The organism is Clostridium sp. LIBA-8553 (assembly GCF_057782465.1).
Genome location: NZ_CM173489.1, coordinates 416,149 through 435,986 on the forward strand (window position 1 = coordinate 416,149; position 19,838 = coordinate 435,986).

General features: G+C 28.1%; 20 protein-coding genes, 1 pseudogene and 1 riboswitch. Of the genes and pseudogenes, 16 read left to right on the forward strand and 5 right to left on the reverse strand.

Annotated features, from left to right (window positions below; translation table 11 throughout):
- Nucleotides 1–111: 111 nt before the first annotated feature.
- Complete coding sequence (locus AC2JAQ_RS01690) at nucleotides 112–1,023, reverse strand: polysaccharide deacetylase family protein (RefSeq protein ID WP_488457601.1); 912 nt, start codon at nucleotides 1,021–1,023, stop codon at nucleotides 112–114.
- 581 nt (nucleotides 1,024–1,604) lie between these two features.
- Between AC2JAQ_RS01690 and AC2JAQ_RS01695 the strand changes: the two genes are divergently transcribed.
- The gene (locus AC2JAQ_RS01695; protein ID WP_488457602.1) at nucleotides 1,605–2,423 is read left to right on the forward strand and encodes an SDR family NAD(P)-dependent oxidoreductase; all 819 of its coding nucleotides are present in this window, start codon (nucleotides 1,605–1,607) and stop codon (nucleotides 2,421–2,423) included.
- A 144-nt stretch (nucleotides 2,424–2,567) separates the two neighbouring features.
- Here the strand turns inward: AC2JAQ_RS01695 and AC2JAQ_RS01700 are convergent, their stop codons facing one another.
- A complete protein-coding gene (locus AC2JAQ_RS01700; protein WP_423238107.1) occupies nucleotides 2,568–3,299 on the reverse strand; it encodes a GntR family transcriptional regulator in 732 nt (243 codons plus the stop codon).
- 233 nt (nucleotides 3,300–3,532) lie between these two features.
- Here AC2JAQ_RS01700 and udp point away from each other — a divergent pair, with 233 nt between their 5' ends.
- From udp to nadC, 9 genes are all read left to right on the forward strand, one after another.
- On the forward strand, nucleotides 3,533–4,318 hold the full coding sequence (udp, locus tag AC2JAQ_RS01705) for a uridine phosphorylase (RefSeq protein WP_488457603.1): 786 nt from the start codon (nucleotides 3,533–3,535) through the stop codon (nucleotides 4,316–4,318).
- 168 nt (nucleotides 4,319–4,486) lie between these two features.
- Nucleotides 4,487–5,677 (forward strand): phosphopentomutase, encoded by a 1,191-nt coding sequence (locus AC2JAQ_RS01710; protein WP_488457604.1) that lies wholly within the window; start codon nucleotides 4,487–4,489, stop codon nucleotides 5,675–5,677.
- Between the two features lie 369 nt (nucleotides 5,678–6,046).
- Nucleotides 6,047–6,880, forward strand: a complete 834-nt coding sequence (locus AC2JAQ_RS01715; RefSeq protein WP_488457605.1) for a metallophosphoesterase — start codon at nucleotides 6,047–6,049, stop codon at nucleotides 6,878–6,880.
- 296 nt (nucleotides 6,881–7,176) lie between these two features.
- Nucleotides 7,177–7,950 (forward strand): GNAT family N-acetyltransferase, encoded by a 774-nt coding sequence (locus AC2JAQ_RS01720; RefSeq protein WP_488457606.1) that lies wholly within the window; start codon nucleotides 7,177–7,179, stop codon nucleotides 7,948–7,950.
- Between the two features lie 68 nt (nucleotides 7,951–8,018).
- Nucleotides 8,019–8,171: a hypothetical protein gene (locus AC2JAQ_RS01725; RefSeq protein WP_164475245.1), complete on the forward strand. Its 153-nt coding sequence runs from the start codon at nucleotides 8,019–8,021 to the stop codon at nucleotides 8,169–8,171.
- A gap of 102 nt (nucleotides 8,172–8,273) precedes the next feature.
- Nucleotides 8,274–9,137, forward strand: coding sequence for an NAD(P)-dependent oxidoreductase (locus tag AC2JAQ_RS01730; RefSeq protein ID WP_488457607.1), 864 nt, complete (start codon nucleotides 8,274–8,276; stop codon nucleotides 9,135–9,137).
- A 359-nt stretch (nucleotides 9,138–9,496) separates the two neighbouring features.
- Nucleotides 9,497–10,402, forward strand: a complete 906-nt coding sequence (nadA, locus tag AC2JAQ_RS01735; protein ID WP_488457608.1) for a quinolinate synthase NadA — start codon at nucleotides 9,497–9,499, stop codon at nucleotides 10,400–10,402.
- A 3-nt stretch (nucleotides 10,403–10,405) separates the two neighbouring features.
- Nucleotides 10,406–11,725, forward strand: a complete 1,320-nt coding sequence (locus tag AC2JAQ_RS01740; protein ID WP_488457609.1) for an L-aspartate oxidase — start codon at nucleotides 10,406–10,408, stop codon at nucleotides 11,723–11,725.
- On the forward strand, nucleotides 11,682–12,521 hold the full coding sequence (gene nadC, locus AC2JAQ_RS01745) for a carboxylating nicotinate-nucleotide diphosphorylase (protein WP_488457610.1): 840 nt from the start codon (nucleotides 11,682–11,684) through the stop codon (nucleotides 12,519–12,521). The genes AC2JAQ_RS01740 and nadC overlap by 44 nt, the downstream gene beginning before the upstream one ends.
- 54 nt (nucleotides 12,522–12,575) lie before the next feature.
- Here nadC and AC2JAQ_RS01750 read toward each other — a convergent pair whose 3' ends face one another.
- A complete protein-coding gene (locus tag AC2JAQ_RS01750; RefSeq protein WP_488457611.1) occupies nucleotides 12,576–13,937 on the reverse strand; it encodes a uracil-xanthine permease family protein in 1,362 nt (453 codons plus the stop codon).
- Between the two features lie 272 nt (nucleotides 13,938–14,209).
- A riboswitch (purine riboswitch) is annotated at nucleotides 14,210–14,311 on the reverse strand.
- Between the two features lie 363 nt (nucleotides 14,312–14,674).
- On the opposite strand from AC2JAQ_RS01750, the gene AC2JAQ_RS01755 reads away from it, so the two are divergent.
- The gene (locus AC2JAQ_RS01755; RefSeq protein ID WP_488457612.1) at nucleotides 14,675–16,090 is read left to right on the forward strand and encodes an alanine/glycine:cation symporter family protein; all 1,416 of its coding nucleotides are present in this window, start codon (nucleotides 14,675–14,677) and stop codon (nucleotides 16,088–16,090) included.
- A gap of 96 nt (nucleotides 16,091–16,186) precedes the next feature.
- On the opposite strand, the gene AC2JAQ_RS01760 is transcribed toward AC2JAQ_RS01755, so the two are convergent.
- Nucleotides 16,187–16,711, reverse strand: a complete 525-nt coding sequence (locus AC2JAQ_RS01760) for a hypothetical protein (protein WP_488457613.1) — start codon at nucleotides 16,709–16,711, stop codon at nucleotides 16,187–16,189.
- A 152-nt stretch (nucleotides 16,712–16,863) separates the two neighbouring features.
- Between AC2JAQ_RS01760 and AC2JAQ_RS01765 the strand changes: the two genes are divergently transcribed.
- The 3 genes from AC2JAQ_RS01765 to AC2JAQ_RS01775 all read left to right on the forward strand — a co-directional run bounded on the left by AC2JAQ_RS01765 (nucleotide 16,864) and on the right by AC2JAQ_RS01775 (nucleotide 18,101).
- A complete protein-coding gene (locus tag AC2JAQ_RS01765) occupies nucleotides 16,864–17,181 on the forward strand; it encodes a hypothetical protein (RefSeq protein WP_488457614.1) in 318 nt (105 codons plus the stop codon).
- A 12-nt stretch (nucleotides 17,182–17,193) separates the two neighbouring features.
- Entirely contained in the window at nucleotides 17,194–17,454 is a 261-nt protein-coding gene (locus AC2JAQ_RS01770; protein WP_488457615.1) for a hypothetical protein, read from the forward strand.
- A gap of 110 nt (nucleotides 17,455–17,564) precedes the next feature.
- Nucleotides 17,565–18,101, forward strand: coding sequence for a YcxB family protein (locus tag AC2JAQ_RS01775; RefSeq protein WP_488457616.1), 537 nt, complete (start codon nucleotides 17,565–17,567; stop codon nucleotides 18,099–18,101).
- An 85-nt stretch (nucleotides 18,102–18,186) separates the two neighbouring features.
- Here the strand turns inward: AC2JAQ_RS01775 and AC2JAQ_RS01780 are convergent, their stop codons facing one another.
- Nucleotides 18,187–18,945: a DeoR/GlpR family DNA-binding transcription regulator gene (locus AC2JAQ_RS01780; protein WP_488457617.1), complete on the reverse strand. Its 759-nt coding sequence runs from the start codon at nucleotides 18,943–18,945 to the stop codon at nucleotides 18,187–18,189.
- 248 nt (nucleotides 18,946–19,193) lie between these two features.
- Here AC2JAQ_RS01780 and AC2JAQ_RS01785 point away from each other — a divergent pair.
- Nucleotides 19,194–19,355: pseudogene (locus tag AC2JAQ_RS01785) on the forward strand (ATP-binding cassette domain-containing protein); the annotation flags it as partial.
- A gap of 113 nt (nucleotides 19,356–19,468) precedes the next feature.
- A complete protein-coding gene (locus AC2JAQ_RS01790; protein ID WP_488457618.1) occupies nucleotides 19,469–19,654 on the forward strand; it encodes a hypothetical protein in 186 nt (61 codons plus the stop codon).
- Nucleotides 19,655–19,838: the final 184 nt, after the last annotated feature.

Below are 19,838 nucleotides of genomic sequence, written 5' to 3' on the forward strand. Positions count from 1 at the left end.
AATAAAAAGGGCATGTATCAAAACTTTAAATAATAAAACTTATAAATTCTTAGGGGAATTCAGTAATTCTAAGAATTCATATAAATTAGTTTTGATACAGCCCTTTATTTTTTATTTTCCTGTTAATTTACTTTCAAATACTTTTAATGAATCATTACCATTAACATAAATTCTATCCATGTTAAAATTATGGTCTTTTCTATCAGCAAAGTTTCCATTTAAATTAAAGCCTAACTTATATCCTGCCTTTTCAGCTGCTATTCTTGTGTTAGAATTATGTCTACCAAAAGGATAAGCAACAAAATCTACTGGTTTTTCAATAATTTTCTCTAGACTAGTTTTAGCGTTTTTTAAGGTTTCAACTTGTTCAGTTTCGTTTAATTTGGATAAATCATCATGTTTGGATGTATGACTTTCTATTTCAATTCCATTGTTAGACATTTCTTTTAGTTGCTCAGTTGTCATGAAATCAGTTCCACCAACATAGTTTGAGATTACAAACATTGTTGCTGGAAATTTAAATTCTTTTAATAGAGGATAGGCGTATTCGTAATTTCCTTTATATCCATCGTCAAAAGTTATAACAACTGGTTTTTCTGGAATTTCTTTATTATTTCTTAAATAATCGTAAAGTTCATCTAAAGTTATTGGTGTATAATTATTATCCTTTAAATACTGAAGTTGTTCTTTAAATTTTTCAGGACTTATTAAAAGACCATTGTTATCTGGATTATTTGGAGTCACATCATGATAACACAATATAGGAATATTAATATCCTGAGAAGTAGTTTTTATACCTTCAAATCTACTTTCAACTTTTGACTCAGTATTTTGAGCATTATTTACTGTGCTCTTAGAATTTTCTTTAGAATCATTTTCTTTTTCAGTTTTAGCTTCAACTTTAACTGAATTTTGTAACATATTCTTATTATTGAAATTTGTTTTAAATACAGCTAAGGCTGATACTGAAATAACTGCTAAAATTAAAATAATTATAAATCCTTTGTTCTTAAAAAATTTCATAGTACTTTCTCCTAATTAATTAAATTTTAGACCATATTTAAATACAAGTTTTGTTTTTAAAATTTTAGCTTAAGTTAATTTATTATATTTTTCTTTTGTTGTTTTAAATAAGTCTAGCATATTAGATAAAATTTTACAATTTATGATATGAATTAGATGTGAATTATCTTTTTTAGTATTCTCATAATAAATGAAAATAATTAAATTTATAAGTAAACAAATAATTTTAAAGATATGTTTAAACTTTAGAATTAATTAGATGTAAATATAGAGTTTTTTTATTTGTTTTAAAAATTTTTTAGCAAATTTATATAGGCTTATTTTAATGGAATATTCATTAGGAAAGGAAAGATACAGGACAAGCTATTTTTATTATATATTAGGAGACAGATATTATTGAAAAATAGAGATAAATCTTATGAAAAGAGGGTTTGAAAAGTATGTTGACATAAGTGTTTAAGGACGATATAGTACTTTATAACATAAAGCGCTTTAAAGAAAAAATACTGTTAATTATTATTAAGGAGGTGAATTATTATTAAGGATTTAAATTGGTATTTATATCTTTAATAATGGAGAAAATGAGGGGAATAATTTCGGGTAGATTTAAAGATAAGGTTATTATTGTTACAGGTGCAGCTGGCGGAATAGGAAAGGCTGTAGCTTTAAGAGCTGCTAAAGAAGGTGCTAAGTTAGTTCTAGCAGATAGAAAAGAAGAAATGAGCAAAGAAACTTTAGAGGAAATAAAAGAAATAACATCAAATGTTGAATTCTTAATATGTGATTTAAGAAAAAGCGAGAATTGTAAGAGTGTTATTGATACAGCCATAAATAGATTTGGTGGTATTGATATATTAATAAATAATGCTGGTATAACGGGAACACCAGCACCAGTACATGAAATGACTGAAGAAATGTTTAGAAATGTTTTGGATTGTAATATAATGACAGCCTTTCATTGCTCTCATTATGGAATTCAAGAAATGATAAAACAAAATAAAGGAGGTGTTGTTATTAACGTTTCTTCAGTTGCAGGATTAACAGGATTTCCAGGACATTCAGCTTATGTAACATCTAAGCATGGGTTAAATGGACTTACTAGAAATATGGCATTAGATTATGCTAAATATGGTATAAGAGTAAATGCAGTGAATCCAGGAACTACAGATACACCAATGTATCATGAGGCTTTAGATTTCTTAAAGAGAAAAAGAGAGGCTGCTGCTAAAGCTGGAGTAAAAATTGAAGGTGGTATAGTATCAGGAAAAGTTAATTCTCCTCAAAATAGAGTTGCAAAAGCAGAAGAGGTTGCTGATGTAATACTATTTTTAGCTTCACCAGAGGCAAGTAATGTCACTGGAATCTTTATGCCAGTTGATGGTGGTTTTACAGCATTTTAATTTGAAAAAATAATCGCAAATATTTAGGTTTTACAAATAAAAGGGCTATATAAAGATAACTCAAAAAACTATGTTTTAACAGTTAATAAGATTTACTAAGAAGTTAAAAGATTAATGAGTTACTATATAGCTCTATTTATTTTGTTATCTATTAGGATTTATTTTTATTGTACTATGCTTAATTGGAAGATAGTGTTTGTTAAATATAATTGGGAATTCTGAGTCTGAATATATAGCTTCATCAATAAGATAAAATTGTTTTTCATTTGGAATAGGATGATCTTTAGTTACAAAGTTACCTGCAGTAGTAAATTTAATAGTGCTCTTTATTTTTGAACAGTCTTTGTAACTTTCTTCTTCAACAAATTTCAAAATACTACTTTTATCTGATAAATCTATATTAAATTTTGATATAGCTTCTATGGCTATTATTGTATAGGTATAAGCTAAGGTTGAATTTTTATTTAAATACCATCTATCAACACAAACAGTTGCCACAGATTTATCTCCCAATATTTTTTTATAATAATCTGATGGTGGTTCTATTTTAAAATCTAATTCAACATCGTTTGTTTCTAAATCTAAACACTTATAAACAGGATGTCCTATCTTTTCTAAGCCTGTTGTATCAGTTTTATTTTCTTTAATTATGTAGTTCCCTTTACCTCTAATATTTCTTATTAATCCATCATCTTGAAGTAGAGCTAAAGCTTGTCTAAGTGTACTTCTACTAATGCCTAATCTTTTAGCGAGTTCTGGTTCAGAAGGAAGTCTACTATTTTCAGGGAAAGTTCCTTCATTAATCATTTTAAAAAGTTTATCATATACAGTAACATACAATAACTCTTTAGGTTTATTTACAGTTAATATCTCCATTTATAATCACCTTCCTAAAAATAGACAAGTTACAAACAAGTTGTACTAGGATAAAGTGTTATTTACTTAAATTATAAAAGATTTTGCTTTGTTAACCAATAAATAATTTAAAAAATTTTTTGTAAACGTTTGATAATTTCTAAAATGTGTAGTATTATATAAATATAAAATAGACAACTGAGTAGACAAGTTTAAAATTGTTATAAGAAACAAGCAATTAGGAGGAAATTTAAATGATTTATACACAAGGTTCAGACAAACAATTTCATATAGATGTAGCACCAGGAGAAGTTGGAAAATATGTAATTATGCCAGGAGATCCAAAAAGATGTGCTAAAATAGCAAAATATTTAGATAATGCTGAGTTAATTGCAGATAAAAGAGAATATGTTACATATACAGGATATTTAGATGGCGTTAAAGTAAGTGTTACTTCAACAGGCATTGGAGGACCATCAGCTGCAATCGCATTAGAGGAATTAGTTAAATGTGGAGCAGATACTTTCATCAGAGTAGGAACTTGTGGTGGAATTGATTTAAATGTTAAAGGTGGAGATCTTATTATAGCAACTGGATCTATAAGAGCAGAAGGTACTTCAAGAGAGTATGCTCCAATAGAGTTTCCAGCAGTAGCAAACTTAGATGTAATAAATGCTTTAGTTAAAGGAGCAAAAGAATTAAAAGTTCCTTATCATACAGGAGTAGTTCAATCAAAAGATTCATTTTATGGACAACATTCACCAGAAACTAAACCTGTAAGTTATGAATTATTAAATAAATGGGAAGCATGGAAAAGATGTGGATGCTTAGGTTCAGAAATGGAAGGAGCAGCCTTATTCATAGTAGGAAGCTACTTAAGAGTAAGAGTTGGAGCTGTTTTCCTAACTATAGCTAACCAAGAAAGACAAAAAGAAGGTTTAGATAATCCTCAAGTACATGATACAGAACTTGCAATAAAAGCAGGAATAGAAGGAATAAGAAACTTAATTAAAGAAGATCAAATGAGAGAAAACGCATAGGATTTTTAAAGAATCATAAGTTTTTTAATATTTAAATTTTTTATAATAGCTCTTAGCTCCAGCTTTATAAAACTGGAGCTCAAGGGTTTAGTATATTGAAATAATAAATTAAAATATAAAATCTTAAAAATTATAATAGGTACGAAAATATAATTAGGGGGTCTAAAGATGAGTAAATATAAAAGAATTTTTACAATAGTAATCGATTCACTAGGAATAGGTGCAATGAATGATTCAGAAAAATACGGAGATGTTAATGTAGATACATTAGGACATATAGCTGAATCAGTAGATACATTTAATATACCTAACCTTCAAAAAATGGGTATAGCAAACTTACATCCAATAAAACATGTAGCTCCAGTAGCAAATCCTTTAGGATATCAAGCTAAAATGGCTGAAGCAAGTGTTGGTAAAGATACAATGACAGGACACTGGGAAATGATGGGTTTACATATAACTAAGCCATTCAAAACTTTCACAGATACTGGATTCCCTAAGGAATTATTAGATGAGTTAAGTGCAAGAACTGGTCATAAAATCGTAGGAAACAAAAGTGCTAGTGGAACTGAAATCCTAGATGAATTAGGAGAACATCAAATAGCAACTGGAGATATGATAGTTTATACATCAGCAGACTCAGTTTTACAAATCTGTGGTCAAGAAGAGACTTTTGGATTAGAAGAATTATACAGATGTTGTGAAATAGCAAGAGAATTAACTCTTAAAGATGAGTGGAAAGTTGGAAGAATAATAGCAAGACCTTACTTAGGAACTAAAAAAGGTGAGTTTAAGCGTACTAGTAACAGACATGATTATGCTCTTAAGCCATATGGAAGAACAGTTCTTAATGAATTAAAAGATAATAATTTCGATGTTATATCAGTTGGTAAAATCAAAGATATATTCGATGGAGAAGGAATAACTGAAGGAAATAAATCTAAGAGTTCAGTTCACGGAATGGAGCAAACATTAGAAATAATGGATAGAGATTTCACTGGATTCTGTTTCGTTAATTTAGTTGACTTTGATGCTTTATGGGGACATAGAAGAAACCCTCAAGGTTATGCTGAAGAATTAGAAAAATTCGATGTTAATTTAGGAAAAGTATTAGAGAACTTAAAAGAAGATGATTTATTAATCATAACTGCTGACCATGGTAATGATCCAACATATACAGGAACAGATCATACTCGTGAGTATGTACCATTCTTAGCATATTCACCATCAATGAAAGGTCATGGACAATTAGAAACTCCAAAAACATTTGCTACTATTGGAGCAACAATTGCTGATAACTTCGGATTAAAAATGCCAGAAGGAACAATCGGTGAATCAGTTTTAGATAAATTAGTTTAATACGTTTTATAAAAATTTAGACTGTATCAAATTATTTAATTAATAATTTGATACAGTCTTATTTGTTTTTTGAGATATCTTATTTATTCTTAATTTAAACAAAAAACATATTATTGAATAATATGTTTTGATATTGATATATTTCAATTTAAATTTAGAGGAAGTTTTATGTTTATTTTAGTAAATTATATTTAAAGATTTAAGTAGTTATTTATGATAGAATAAGAGTATTTTATAGAATTATAAGTGTATAGATATTAGAACTTTTAGAGTTCCTAAAAATAATAAATGACTAAATTAGATAAAAATAAATTATGTAAATATAAAGAAATATTACTTAAAATTAATTAAGAGTGTAGGTGGGATATTATGAGTATTTTACTAAGTATGTTAGGAATAACAGCTATAACCGGTTTTTTTTATTATGAGAATAATGGAATAAGTACAACAAATTATGAAGTTGATTCTGGAATTGGTAAAGATATAAAGGTAGTTCATTTGTCAGATCTTCATGGCAAGGAGTATGGAAAAAATAATAAAAATCTTAAAAAGTTAATACTAAGAGAGAAACCAGATCTAGTTGTTGCAACTGGAGATATGATAGATTCAAATCTTAAAAATATGGAAGGCATAATAAACTTTTTAAGCGATTTAAATAAGAGTACCAAAGTGATTTTTATCTCAGGAAATAATGAGCAAAGATCCCAAAAAGTTAATTTTATATTTGAAAGTTTAAAATCAAAGGGAGTTATAGTTTTAAAAAATGAAATTATAACTTTAAATTTAAATGGGATTAAAGTTAATATATTAGGTATGTTTGAAGTGCCAAATGGAGAGTTACATTCTCCATTAAAAAAGGTCAATGGAAGCTATATATATTGGTGTGCTGATAAACTTTTTAAAAGATTAGAAAGTTTAGAAGGATTAAAGATTGTTTTAAGTCATTATCCAGAAAAGTTTGAAGATGAATATTCAAAATATAATTTTGATGTAATGTTTTCTGGTCATGCGCATGGCGGTCAATTTAGAATTCCTATAGTTAAAAGAGGATTAATTGCACCAGGACAAGGTTTTTTTCCTAAATATACTGAGGGGATTCATGGAGATAAAAATAAACTTATTATTAGTAGAGGACTTGGAAATAGTGCTAGAATAACAAGATTATTCAATAGGCCTGAAATTGTAAAAGTAAAAATAAAATAATAATTACCTTAATTACAATAATTACGCCACCTTTTAACATTTGGGCTAAGTTTTTATTAATTTCATATATACTCATTCTCAAAGACCTCCTAGTTTTAAAATTGTGGTAATAAAATTTTTGTTTTAATTAACAATGAACTTAGGATATATTTATAAATATAAATAATATAATTGACTATAAAATTTATAACCATTATCTGTTAGATAAAATATTAAGCTTAAGAAATTTAAATAGCAAATATACCGATACAATAAGGGGTTATTTATAAATAATTATTGAAAAGTGAGTGGGTAGAATGATTTATGAGTTAAGTATTGAAGAAAGACATAAAGTTTCAAAGATATTTGATAAAATGGAAGATACAATGATTCAGTCTTATATTGAAGGATACATGGGAAGAGCTTGGGTAGATAATGTTGAAAATCCAACAGTTGCACAAATTTTAGTGGGAGTTTTTATTTTCTTTGCAGGAGATTATAATAAAGAGGAAGCTTATGAATTAATAAAAAATATACCAAATGAAGCATTAATTATAGTAGAGGATTATAGATGGGGAAATCTCATAGAAAATATTCATAAGGGATATGCATGTAAAGTAAAGAGGTATGCATTTGAAAGAAACTTAAAAAATTTAAAGGTGGAAGAGTTAAGAAAGAATATAAAAAGACTTCCAGAAGGTTATGAAATTAGAAAAATAGATGAAGAAATTGCATATAGTCAATCTTTACAGGAATTGACTGTTGATTTTACAAGTCAATTTGATTCTATTAATGATTATTTACAAAAGGGCATAGGATATTGTATTATTCACAATGGAAATGTTGTTTCAGGAGCATCATCCTATAATGTTTACCACAATGGAATTGAAATAGAAATTGATACTTTACCAGGGTATAGAAGAAAAGGATTAGCCAAAAGTGTGGCATCAGCATTAATTTTATATTGTATAGAAAATAATATTTATCCTAACTGGGATGCTGCAAATCTTGAATCAGTAGCTTTAGCAGAGCAACTAGGATATGTAATGAAAAAGGTATATGATGCTTATTATGTAGAGTATATTATTTAGTATTAATATAAAATTAGTCTTAAAATAAGAATTTGATATTTTAATTATATAAGAAGGAGAAATTACAAATGAACAAGAACATGGAAATGATGAAGAAACTTATAGAGGAAAAAAAGAATAAGGGAAAGAATACAAAATCTAATGTTAGAGCTCAAAAAACTATTGGCTTTGTTCAGGGAGGAAGAAAGAGCAATAACGGTGGAGGATTATTTGATAAATAATTTTATAAGATTTAAAATTTTGATATAATATGTTTTAAAAAATTTGCTCTGTTTTAACTTTTAAAATGGAGCCTTAAATTTAATGTTAAAAGGAGAGAGCTTATGAAGAAAATAGGTTTTATTGGTGTAGGAATAATGGGGAAATCAATGGTTCGTAATCTTATGAAAAATGGATTTGAGGTTTCTATTTTTGCTAGGAATAAAGAAAAGGTTTTAGATGTAATTTCAGAAGGAGCAGAGTTTCATTCTACAATAGCAGATTGTGTTAGAGAATGTGATGCTGTAATAACTATAGTGGGTTTTCCAAAAGATGTTGAAGAAGTTTATTTTGGCAAAAGTGGAATACTTGAAAATGTTAAAAAGGGAAGCTATGTTATTGATATGACTACATCTAGTCCAGAGCTTGCAGTTAAAATATATGAAGAGGCAAAATCAAGAGGCATAAAAGCTTTAGATGCTCCTGTTACAGGAGGAGATATTGGCGCTAAAAATGGAACTTTGACTATCTTAGTTGGAGGAGATGAAGAGGATTATAAAGTTTGTATGCCTATCTTTGAAGCAATGGGAACTAATATTCATTATGAGGGAAAAGCAGGTTTTGGACAACATACTAAATTAGCAAACCAAATAATGATAGCAGGAGCAATATCAGGAGTTTGTGAGGCTATGGCTTATGCTGAAGAAAAAGGATTAGATGTTAAAAAGATGTTGGATTCAGTATCTACTGGTGCTGCAGGAAGTAAGCAATTAGAATTAGTTTCTCCTAAAATCTTAGATAATGATTTTGCACCAGGATTTTTCATAAAGCATTTTATAAAAGATATGAAATTGGCTAGAGATGAGGCTTTAGCTAATGGATTAGAATTAGAGGTTTTAAGTAAAGCATTAGAAAACTATGAATCCTTAGAAAAAGAAGGATTAGGGGATTTAGGAACTCAAGCCTTAATAAAACATTATAAGAAGTAATGTTAAAGTTCTGTATCAAAAACAACTTAGAATAAAACTTATAAATATATACTGAAAATTGATGAGATAAAAAACTTTATTATCCTAAAGGTATTATTAAATATCATTCATATATTTTCTATATAATATTTTGTAAGCTTTGTTATTTTAAGTTTTGATGCAGGCTTTTTTTATTTACTTTAAATGCATAGATAATAAATAGTTTTTTACTTTATCTAAACATCAAATTCTTTAATGATTTAAGTAATTGAATTTCCTAATAAAACCTTATATATTGAAATACTTTACCAATGGTGCTATTATATAGTAAAAAATAACATAAAAGTATTTTAATGTATGAAAAAATTGGGGGATAAAAAATGTGCATAAGGGATGAAATATTGAAGTTAAAAAAGGAAAAGGGGGCTATTATCTTAGCTCATTATTATCAAATTCCTGAAATACAGGAGATAGCTGATGCTGTAGGCGACTCTTATTACTTAAGTAAAGTTGCTAAAGATTGTAGTGAGAAAATCATAGTTTTTTGTGGAGTTAAATTTATGGCTGAAAGTGCTAAAATTCTTTCTCCAGAGAAAATAGTTATATTACCAGTTATGGAAGCTGGGTGCTCAATGGCGGATATGGCAAGTGCTGAGAGTGTTTCTTTATTAAAGGAAAAGTATCCTAAGGCTAAGGTGGTTTGTTATATAAACTCTTCAGCAGCGGTTAAGGCTGTATCTGATGTTTGTTGCACCTCATCTAATGCTTTAAATATTATAAAAAATATAGATGAAGAAGAAATTATATTTTTACCTGATAGGAATTTAGGATCATATATTCAAGAACAGATACCAGAGAAGAAAATAATATTGTGGGATGGTTTCTGCATAATTCATGAAAGAATAAAGAAAGAAGAAATTTTAAGATTTAAAAAAGAGCATGAAGGAATTTTAATTGTTGTCCATCCAGAATGTAATAAAGAAATAAGAGCGGAAGCAGACTTTATAGGAAGTACTGGTGAAATAATAAATTTTGTTAATACTTCTTCAAAGAAAAAATTTCTTATAGTAACAGAAGAGGGCGTAATTCATCAGCTTAAGAAGCATAATCCAGAAAAAGAGTTTTACACTCCTTATGGAAGTATGGTTTGTCCAAGTATGAAAATAACTACCTTAGAACAACTTTATGAAAGTCTTTTAAATATGAAAAATGTAGTTGAAATAGATGAAGATTTAAGAATGAAAGCATATAATTCTTTAGAAAATATGCATAAGCTTGGAGAGTAAGTTATGGAGATTTTAACGGATGTTTTAATAGTAGGAACAGGGGTTGCAGGTTTATATGCAGCCCTTAACTTAAGAGAAGATTTAAATATAGTTATGGTTTCTAAGAATAAGGTTAATGAGTGTAACTCTTCTCTAGCACAGGGAGGAATTGCCGTGGCTAGAGGAGAAGAGGATTTTGATTTATTTATTCAGGATACTTTAAGAGCAGGAAGATATGAAAATAAAATGAGTTCTCTTAAGATTTTAGTTGAGGAATCAATGGAGAATATAGAAGAATTAATTAAATTAGGTGTTGATTTTGAAACAGATGAAAATGGATTATGTTTCACTAAAGAGGGTGCTCATACAATAAACAGAATTGTTTACCACAAGGATATAACAGGAAAACGGGTTGAAGAAGTTCTTTTAGAAAATGTACGTAGAAAAAGCAATATTAAAATAATAGAAAACTGTGAAATGGTTGATATATTTGAAAGTAATAATAAATGCAATGGAGCAATTTTTATTAAAGAAGGTAAAGCAGTAAATATATGCGCTAAAGTAGTTGTTTTAGCTACTGGAGGAATTGGAGGACTGTTTAAAAATTCAACAAATGAAAGGATTTTAACTGGAGATAGTCTTGGAATAGCTTTAAGAAAAAAAATAGCTGTTAAGGATATAGGATATATTCAAATTCACCCAACTACCTTTTTAAATAGAAAGCGAAATCATAAGAAGTTTCTTATCTCTGAGTCTGTTAGAGGAGAAGGAGGCAAGTTAATTAATTGTCATGGAGAAAGATTTGTAGATGAACTATTACCTAGAGATGTAGTAACTAATCATATATATGAAGAGATGAGAAAAACAAACTCTAGAAATGTATTTTTAGATGTTTCTTTTATGAAAAAAAGTTTTTTGAAACATAGATTTCCTAATATATATAATGAATGTTTAAAAGAAGGAATTAATATTAGTAAAGAGCCAATACCTGTAGTCCCAGCTCAGCACTACTTTATGGGAGGGATTGAGGTAGATTCATATGGTAAGACATCTATGAAAAATTTATATGCTTTTGGAGAGGTAAGCTGTACAGGAGTTCATGGAGCTAATAGACTTGCCAGTAATTCATTGTTAGAGGCTTTAGTATTTTCAAGAAGAGGTGCCTTTGAGATTAATAAAAATATAAATAACTTTAGAATCAGTAAAGAAAAACGAATTTATAGCAATTTAGAGTATTATAGAGAATTAAATAGAAAAATTTTAATTGATGAGATCTGTAATGTGAGAGGAGATATTATTGATGAATTGGTTACTTGTGGAGGAGAATGTAAAGAGAGCTCTTAATGAAGATTTACAGTATGGAGATGTAACAACAGAAGCTGTAGTAATAGATAATAGGATAGCAAAAGTTGATATAATAGCAAAAGAAGATGGAATAATAGCTGGTACGGAAGTTTTTAAAATGGTTTTTAAGATTCTAGGCCATGTAGAAGTTAAATTTTCAGTAAAAGATGGAGATGAAATTAAAAAAGGAGAGCACTTAGGATATGTTTTAGGAGATGCTAAAAATATTCTTATGGGAGAAAGAGTAGCTTTAAATTACATGCAAAGGATGTGTGGAATAGCAACACTTACAAGAGAATTCACTAAGAAATTAGAGGGAACAAATGTTAAACTTTTAGATACAAGAAAAACAACTCCTAATATGAGATTATTTGAAAAATATGCTGTTAAAGTAGGAGGAGGAACTAACCATAGATTTGGATTAAATGATGGAGTTATGATAAAAGATAATCACATAGAAGCTGCAGGCGGAATAAAAAATGCAGTTTTTCTAGCAAAAAAAAATTCTCCATTTGTAAGGAAAATAGAAGTTGAAGTTGAAAGTATTGAACAATTATATGAAGCTTTAGAAGCAAAAGCAGACATAATCATGTTAGATAATATGGATATAGAAACTCTTAAAAAAGCTGTAATTTTAATAGATGGAAATGCTGAGGTTGAAGCTTCTGGTAATGTAACTTTAGATACTATATCAGAAATTGCTAAGACCGGAGTTGACTTTATTTCTACAGGAGCGGTTACACATTCTTTTAAGGTATTAGATATAAGTATGAAAAACTTTAGATATATAGATTAAATAAAATTGGAGTATATATGAATCTATAAATTCATATATACTCCAATTTGAATTTTAACTTGATTTTATTTCTTCATCATCGTACATATTTTCAAATTCCATAGCTTTAGGTCTTTCCTTTAAGACAGCATTCAATATTAATGCAGCTATTGTTCCAGTTGATATTCCAGAAGAGAAAATCATTCTTATTGCTTCAGGAAGATTTTGAATTACATCAGGTCTAAATGTAACACCAAGACCAAAGCCCATAGAAATTGCTATTATTAAGAGATTACGTTCTGTAAGATCTATATTACTTAGGGTTCTTATACCAGCAGCAGCCACTGTTCCAAACATCATTATTCCAACGCCACCTAAAACTGGGTTTGGTATACCTGTTATTATAGCAGCTACTTTAGGTAAAAAGCCAAGTATAACTAATAGTATTCCTGCCATAACAGCCACATGACGGCTAGCTACTTTGGTAAGAGAAATAATACCTATATTTTGGCTAAAAGAAGTATTAGGACAAGAACCTACTAATCCACCTAAGGCACTTCCTACACCATCAGATAATACTCCAGCAGCCACTCTTTTATCATCAATGTCAATATTTGATGTTTCTCCAATAGCCTTTAAACATCCAACAGTTCCAATTGTAGCAACAAAGTAAGCAGGGATAAATGCCATAACAGCCTTAGCATCAAAAGTAACTCCGAATTCAAGTATTTTAGGGAATGATAACCAACTAGCTTCTTTTACAGGAGTAAAATCAACTAATCCAAGAGGAATACAAACTATGTATCCAACAACTATACCTATAAGTATTGAGGCACTACTAATTATTCCTTTTCCATAATTATTAAGTAAAAGAGTTATTACTAATACAAACATTGCTACAGCTAAATTTTCTAAACTAGCATAATTAGGTGAACAAGCACCTCCAGCAGCCCAATCTATTGAAACAGGAAGTAATGTTAATCCTATTAAGGCAACCACAGTTCCAGTAACAAGAGGTGGAAAGAATTTCATTAGTGGTTTTATAAAGAAACTTAAAATAACTTCAAATAAAGATCCAAGTATTGTAGCTCCAATAATTCCAGGTAAACCAAGAACTGAACCTACTGAAATTGCTGGTGATACAAAGGTAAAGTCAGTACCCATAATACATGCAACTCTTGCACCAACTTTTCCAACACCCTTAGCTTGTATAACTGTAGCAAGTCCAGAAGCTAAAATTGAAGCACTTATTAATGCTGTTGTGGTCTTACTATCAAAGCCAAGAGAGGTAGCTATAACTAAAGGAACAACGATAATTCCTCCAAAGGCAGCGAATATATGTTGAAGTCCAAATAAAACTTTTTTAGGTAAATCTAAATCATCATCTACACCATAAATTAAGTTAACTTCCGTATTTTTAAAATTTTGCTTTTCCATTTTTCCATCTCCTTATAGTTTTCATTAGAATAATTAAATCTAAGATTTTCAATATATCTCTTAAAATAAAAATTCTTTATAAGGTTAGAAAGTATAAAAGATATTAGTTCAAATCTGAAAACAATCTTAAAAGAATTATTTATTTAAAAAGATATATTTTAAAATCTTAAAACTCATATAAAGAAAGTTTTCTTAGAACTTTTAGGAAGTTATACTTAATAAAAAAGCAACACCTTTTTAGAGGTGTTGCTTTTATACACTAGTATTTCTAGATATATCGTACAACTCCTCGTAGTCTGCTGTTTTACGGTTAGCAGGTAGAAACTTTCGGACCATATTACCGATTATATACGAGTTAAAATTATTATATATTATATCACGAAAAATTTAAATATCAAGTACTTGTATTGTTCGTTATATAAAAATTGTTTGTTTTTATAAAAAATTTAATGATATTAGTCTTCATAATTATTTAACATAATTCTAATAAAATTAAAAAGAATATAAAAAAAACGAAAAATATATAGTTATAATAAAAATATATTCGAAAATAGTATATTTTAAAAGTTATATAGATGAATTAATGTATAGACAACCTTGCAATAAATGACATATATACTCTTATAATTAAGCTTAAACAATAAATAATGAAGGATTAAAAATAATTCTTGCATTTCCTTCGTTTGTAGTGTAGAATTAATAAAAAGTTAAATTTGTGTTTTACGGAGGAAGAAGAGATGGAATTGTTAAATCAAATAATTTCAAATATTAATGATGTATTATGGGGTTATATCTTAATTGCGTTACTTATAATCTTAGGAATTTATTTTTCTATTAAAACAAGATTCGTACAATTTAGATATTTTAAAGAAATGATAAGACTATTAGGAGATGGATTGTCATCATCTTCTAAAAAAGATAAGAAAAAAGGTAGTATATCATCTTTTCAGGCTTTCTGTATTAGTACAGCATCAAGAGTTGGTACAGGAAACATTGCTGGTATAGCAATTGCCATTTCAGTTGGAGGACCTGGAGCGGTTTTCTGGATGTGGTTAATAGCATTAATAGGAGCAGCTTCAAGCTTTGTTGAATCAACATTAGCACAAGTATATAAGCAAAAAAATCCAGATGGTACATTCAGAGGAGGTCCTGCTTATTACATGAAAAAAGGACTTAATAAAAAATGGATGGGTGTAGCATTCTCAGTACTTATATCAATATGTTTTGGGTTAATATTCAATTCAGTTCAAGCCAATACAATAACTATAGCATTTAATAATGCCTTTGGAACAGATAGATTATTAGTTGGTATAGTAATAACTATTATAACTTGCTTCGTAATATTTGGAGGAGTTACAAGAGTTGCTAAGGTTTCAGAAATTATAGTTCCTGTAATGGCATTAGCTTACATAGGAGTTGCTGTATTTATTGTAATAACTAATGTAACAGAATTACCTTCAGTTTTAAAATTAATATTTGAAAATGCTTTTGGATTTAGAGAAGTAGTAGGTGGTACTTTAGGTGGTGCCGTACTTATGGGAATAAAGAGAGGGCTTTTCTCAAATGAAGCTGGTATGGGTAGTGCACCTAACGCGGCAGCAACTGCAGATGTAAGTCACCCAGTTAAGCAAGGTCTTATTCAAACATTAGGTGTATTTACAGACACATTATTAATATGTAGCTGTACAGCATTTATGATACTTTTATCAGACGTTAACTATATGGATAAGTCTGTAACAGGAATATCTCTTGCACAAAATGCATTAACAAGTGAATTGGGATCATGGGCAGGAATATTCTTAGCTATATGTATATTATTATTTGCTTTCAGTTCAATAGTTGGTAACTACTATTATGGAGAATCAAATATAGAATTTTTAAATAGTAAAAAATATTTCTTAGTTATATATAGAGTATTAGTTATTGGTATGGTCTTATTTGGATCAGTAGCAGAAATACAAATAGTTTGGAACTTAGCTGATTTATTTATGGGGCTTATGGCAATATTAAACTTAATAGCAATATCATTACTTAGCAAAAAAGCTTTCTTAGTTTTAAAAGACTATACAAAGCAAAAGAAAGCTGGAATAAAAGAGCCTGTATTTAAAGCAGATTCTATTCCAGGATTAGAAAATGTTTCAGAGTGGAAATAGAATTTTCTAATGTTTTTAAATTAAAAGATATTAAATATAAATATTATAATTATCAGAGAAATAAGTACGTCAAATATATTTTGACGTACTTATTTCTTATTTAAGCAAAACTACGTTATTCATAAGAAGTTCTATAAGCTCTTTAGATTCATTTAGAGCACCTCTAGAGGAATTAGTATATCCTTGGATATTACTATATTGAAAAGTACTTATTAGAGAACTAGAATCATAATTTGAGTTATTATTAATTACTAAAGGAAAGAAGAGTTTGGTATATTTTATAGGGGTAAAGCCATCACCAGTTAAATTCATTTCTTGTTCTTCTTCATATAAAAATTCTAAGGAAAGTTTTTCTTTCTTTAGAGAATCCACATAGTTCTCGGAAACAACATCCTGAGCAGTAGAAAGTTTATCTTTATTGATTCTTTTGTTAGTCAATTCAACTATTTCTTTAAATACTTTATCATCTTTTGAAATTTCAATAGGAGAGCCATCATAGTAAACAAAAATTTTGTTAGGCGATTTTATAATTTCATCTTTAGGTGAGCTACCACATCCTAAGAAAAATGTGCTTATAGGTAGGATAAAAATTAGTAATATAAAAGCACTAAATTTTTTCATGAATACCTCCATAATAAATAATATGTATAATAATTATATACATTATTTAAATCCAAATAGTTACAAAAAAGAATTTTAAAGGATTAAAATATATATAATGATAATGAAATATGATAAAATGAAAACGGATACTTAAGAGGAGGAGAGCAATTATGGATGATTACTATAATAATTATGATGATGGAAGCGATAATGGAGAGAAAAGTTTAGCAAGAAGAATAGCTAATCAAATAATATCTTTTATAGTGTTGCTTGTGATTTTTTCAATAGGTTTTAGTTTTTTACAACCAATGGTTTATCATAGTAAAACTGAATTACGAGCAGCACAAAAGGAAAGAGAAACTCTAGAACAAGGTCAAATAGATGTTAAAGAGACAATAAAAAAACAAAAAGAAGAATTGATTTCTCAGCAAAAAGATTTAGAAAAGAAAAATGCTGATCTTAAGAATGAATTAGATAAATTAAATTGATTAGAGGTATAAATGATGAGTAGGATTATTGATTTTATAAAGACTCATAAAGTAGTTATTGTATTAGCGGTGATTTTAGGTATTACGCCTAACCTTATGGTTCATGATTACTCAAAGGAATACAATGAAGAGGTTGCAAAAATAAAGACTATACAAAATGATACAAAAAAATTACATGATGACAAAGAATTGAAAGGTCTTAAAGAGAATATAAAAAATCTTAAAGAGGAGAATGCTAAGTTAGAAAAAGAAATAAAAGCTAAGCAAAAATAGCTATAAGGTTTAGCATTTAGTTCTGATACAAGTTTTTTTAGAATATTTATTAATTTATCTTGTTTTGATAAAATACTTATTATAATAAATATTTCATGAGGGAGTTTAACATGAGCGACAAGAAATTATTTACTATAAAAACCTCTATAGATAAAAAAGATTATCATAAGTTTTTGTACATAGCTACTTTTTTAAGAAAGAAATTTACAATACCGGTTATTATAATAATTACTGCTTTAATGGCAGGTTTTGTTTCTTATAATAATAGAGCTTTTGAAATAAAGAGCTTTTTAATTTATTGGTTAATATTATTAGCTATAATCCTGTTTGCTATAATAGTCAAAATTGAATTTCAAAATAGAGAGAGAATAAAGGCCGATAAAGTAGGGGTCTTAAAGGCAATAGAAACTTTAGATTTCTTTGATGATGCTGTAGTGGTTAAGAGTACAGCTTTTAAAGGAAAAAGTAAAGTTAAGTATTACAAATTTTATGAGATAATAGAGACTAAGGATTATTTTTTAATATATTTCAATAGGAGACAGGCTTCAATAGTAAGAAAGATTGATTTAGAAGATTCTTTAATAGAGGAATTGAGAAATTTATTAATAGAAAAAATAGGAGCTAAATACAGAAAACTTTTTAAGTAGGATATTAGAATATAGAGGTTATATAAGAGATTAAATAAAAAATTTTAATTTAATCTCTTTTATTTTTTTATTTTTAGGCTCTGTTTTAAACTTCAGCTACAATAAGCATATTTTCTTCAAAGGTTTTTTGAAGGTTTTTATCTAAGAATGAATCAGTAACAATATAATCTATAGCATCAATAGGAGCTATATTAATAGTTACATCTTTTCCAAATTTACTACTGTCGGCAACTATGAAAACTTCTTTGGAACGTTCAAGAATATGTTTTCTAGTAACAGCTTCTTGCATATCAAAGTCAGAAATTCCGTTTTTAGCAGTGATTCCACCAGCTCCTAAAAAACTTTTTTGTATATTTAATTCAGAAAAGTTAAAAAGGTAATTATAAGATACAATAGAACGTTCACTATGTCTTACTGATCCACCAATTATTATGATTTCAAAATCTGTATTTATTAATTCATTAGCTACTAATAATGAATTAGTTATTATTAATAGATTTTTCTTATCTGAAAGATTTTTAGCTATATGATGAGGGGTTGATCCACTATCTATAAAAATGCAATCTCCATCATTTATAAATTCACTACATTTTTTACCTATAGCATCCTTTTGAGAAAGTTTAGTATTCATTCTAGATTCCATAGATGGTTCACTAAAGTTTAAATCCTTAAGTTTAGCTCCACCATAAACTTTTTGAATTTTGCCAGCTTTTTCTAAGATTGATAAATCTCTTCTCACAGTTTCAATTGACACTTGAAATTCTTTTGAAAATTCTAAAATAGTTACTACATCTTTTTGGGATAAAAGTTCTAAAAATTTGTTTTGTCTTTCGCTAGGTAACATTTTGATCCTCCCATAAAAATAGATATAAAAAAATTTTATCATATTATTACTATTAAGTTAAAGAAGTTATAAAGAATTTAGGGAAATTTACAAAGTTAAAATAAAGAGTTGATAAACATATAGCAAAGAGTTTATAATAACTTTGTAATATTTTATTTAGTTTTAACATGTTCATAATATGGTTTAACTCAAGAGAAGTTATACTTAAGTTAAAGAATTTAAGAAGTGATTTATTAGGGGGAATAAAAGTGTTAGAACTAAGAAATATAAAAAAAGCTTTTGACGGTAAATCAGTATTGGATGGAGTTAGTTTTGAAATACAAAGGGGAGAAATAGTATCAATGCTAGGTCCAAGTGGAAGTGGGAAAACTACTTTGCTAAATATAATTTTAGGACTTACAGATGTTGATATAAGAAGGAAGGAAAAGCAATAGATTTTGTAGATCCACTAGAAGGGAATTATTCTCTTACAGAGGCAGTAGCTGTTCTTAAAAAAGATGATAAAGATAGGCAAGGACTATCTATGAGAATGACAGAAACAATATTAAGTGAGGCAAGAAAAAAGTTAATAAATAATTATCCTGTTCCTTTATATAAAGGAGAAATAGTTGAAGATTTTAATAAACCTAGTTATCCTAAAAAGTTTGAAAAGAATTTAACTGCAGAACTATTAAATGAACATCAAGAATTTTTTAATGAAGCAAAGTAATTTTAAATATAGGTTCTGTTTTCGGTACGTGCTGATTTTTAGATAGAACCGTAAGACCATCTTAATGAGCAGTTAGTATTGCATTATATGCGTAAGAATAATAGCGTTAAGAAGCTTTTTCTGTTTGAGCATAGCGAGTTTAAAAGCTTTAGCTATTATTCTGAAGCGGATGATAGCAATACTT

What these genes read in the sequence shown, in the direction of transcription:
- AC2JAQ_RS01775 (WP_488457616.1), top strand. Translation starts at nt 17,565, where the DNA reads ATGAGCGACAAGAAATTATTTACTATAAAAACCTCTATAGATAAAAAA.
- AC2JAQ_RS01700 (WP_423238107.1), bottom strand. Translation starts at nt 3,299, where the DNA reads ATGGAGATATTAACTGTAAATAAACCTAAAGAGTTATTGTATGTTACT.
- AC2JAQ_RS01760 (WP_488457613.1), bottom strand. Translation starts at nt 16,711, where the DNA reads ATGAAAAAATTTAGTGCTTTTATATTACTAATTTTTATCCTACCTATA.
- AC2JAQ_RS01730 (WP_488457607.1), top strand. Translation starts at nt 8,274, where the DNA reads ATGAAGAAAATAGGTTTTATTGGTGTAGGAATAATGGGGAAATCAATG.
- AC2JAQ_RS01755 (WP_488457612.1), top strand. Translation starts at nt 14,675, where the DNA reads ATGGAATTGTTAAATCAAATAATTTCAAATATTAATGATGTATTATGG.
- AC2JAQ_RS01790 (WP_488457618.1), top strand. Translation starts at nt 19,469, where the DNA reads ATGAGAATGACAGAAACAATATTAAGTGAGGCAAGAAAAAAGTTAATA.
- AC2JAQ_RS01710 (WP_488457604.1), top strand. Translation starts at nt 4,487, where the DNA reads ATGAGTAAATATAAAAGAATTTTTACAATAGTAATCGATTCACTAGGA.
- AC2JAQ_RS01690 (WP_488457601.1), bottom strand. Translation starts at nt 1,023, where the DNA reads ATGAAATTTTTTAAGAACAAAGGATTTATAATTATTTTAATTTTAGCA.
- nadC (WP_488457610.1), top strand. Translation starts at nt 11,682, where the DNA reads ATGAATTGGTTACTTGTGGAGGAGAATGTAAAGAGAGCTCTTAATGAA.
- AC2JAQ_RS01695 (WP_488457602.1), top strand. Translation starts at nt 1,605, where the DNA reads ATGAGGGGAATAATTTCGGGTAGATTTAAAGATAAGGTTATTATTGTT.
- AC2JAQ_RS01715 (WP_488457605.1), top strand. Translation starts at nt 6,047, where the DNA reads ATGAGTATTTTACTAAGTATGTTAGGAATAACAGCTATAACCGGTTTT.
- nadA (WP_488457608.1), top strand. Translation starts at nt 9,497, where the DNA reads ATGTGCATAAGGGATGAAATATTGAAGTTAAAAAAGGAAAAGGGGGCT.
- AC2JAQ_RS01770 (WP_488457615.1), top strand. Translation starts at nt 17,194, where the DNA reads ATGATGAGTAGGATTATTGATTTTATAAAGACTCATAAAGTAGTTATT.
- AC2JAQ_RS01780 (WP_488457617.1), bottom strand. Translation starts at nt 18,945, where the DNA reads ATGTTACCTAGCGAAAGACAAAACAAATTTTTAGAACTTTTATCCCAA.
- AC2JAQ_RS01750 (WP_488457611.1), bottom strand. Translation starts at nt 13,937, where the DNA reads ATGGAAAAGCAAAATTTTAAAAATACGGAAGTTAACTTAATTTATGGT.
- AC2JAQ_RS01725 (WP_164475245.1), top strand. Translation starts at nt 8,019, where the DNA reads ATGAACAAGAACATGGAAATGATGAAGAAACTTATAGAGGAAAAAAAG.
- AC2JAQ_RS01720 (WP_488457606.1), top strand. Translation starts at nt 7,177, where the DNA reads ATGATTTATGAGTTAAGTATTGAAGAAAGACATAAAGTTTCAAAGATA.
- AC2JAQ_RS01740 (WP_488457609.1), top strand. Translation starts at nt 10,406, where the DNA reads ATGGAGATTTTAACGGATGTTTTAATAGTAGGAACAGGGGTTGCAGGT.
- AC2JAQ_RS01765 (WP_488457614.1), top strand. Translation starts at nt 16,864, where the DNA reads ATGGATGATTACTATAATAATTATGATGATGGAAGCGATAATGGAGAG.
- udp (WP_488457603.1), top strand. Translation starts at nt 3,533, where the DNA reads ATGATTTATACACAAGGTTCAGACAAACAATTTCATATAGATGTAGCA.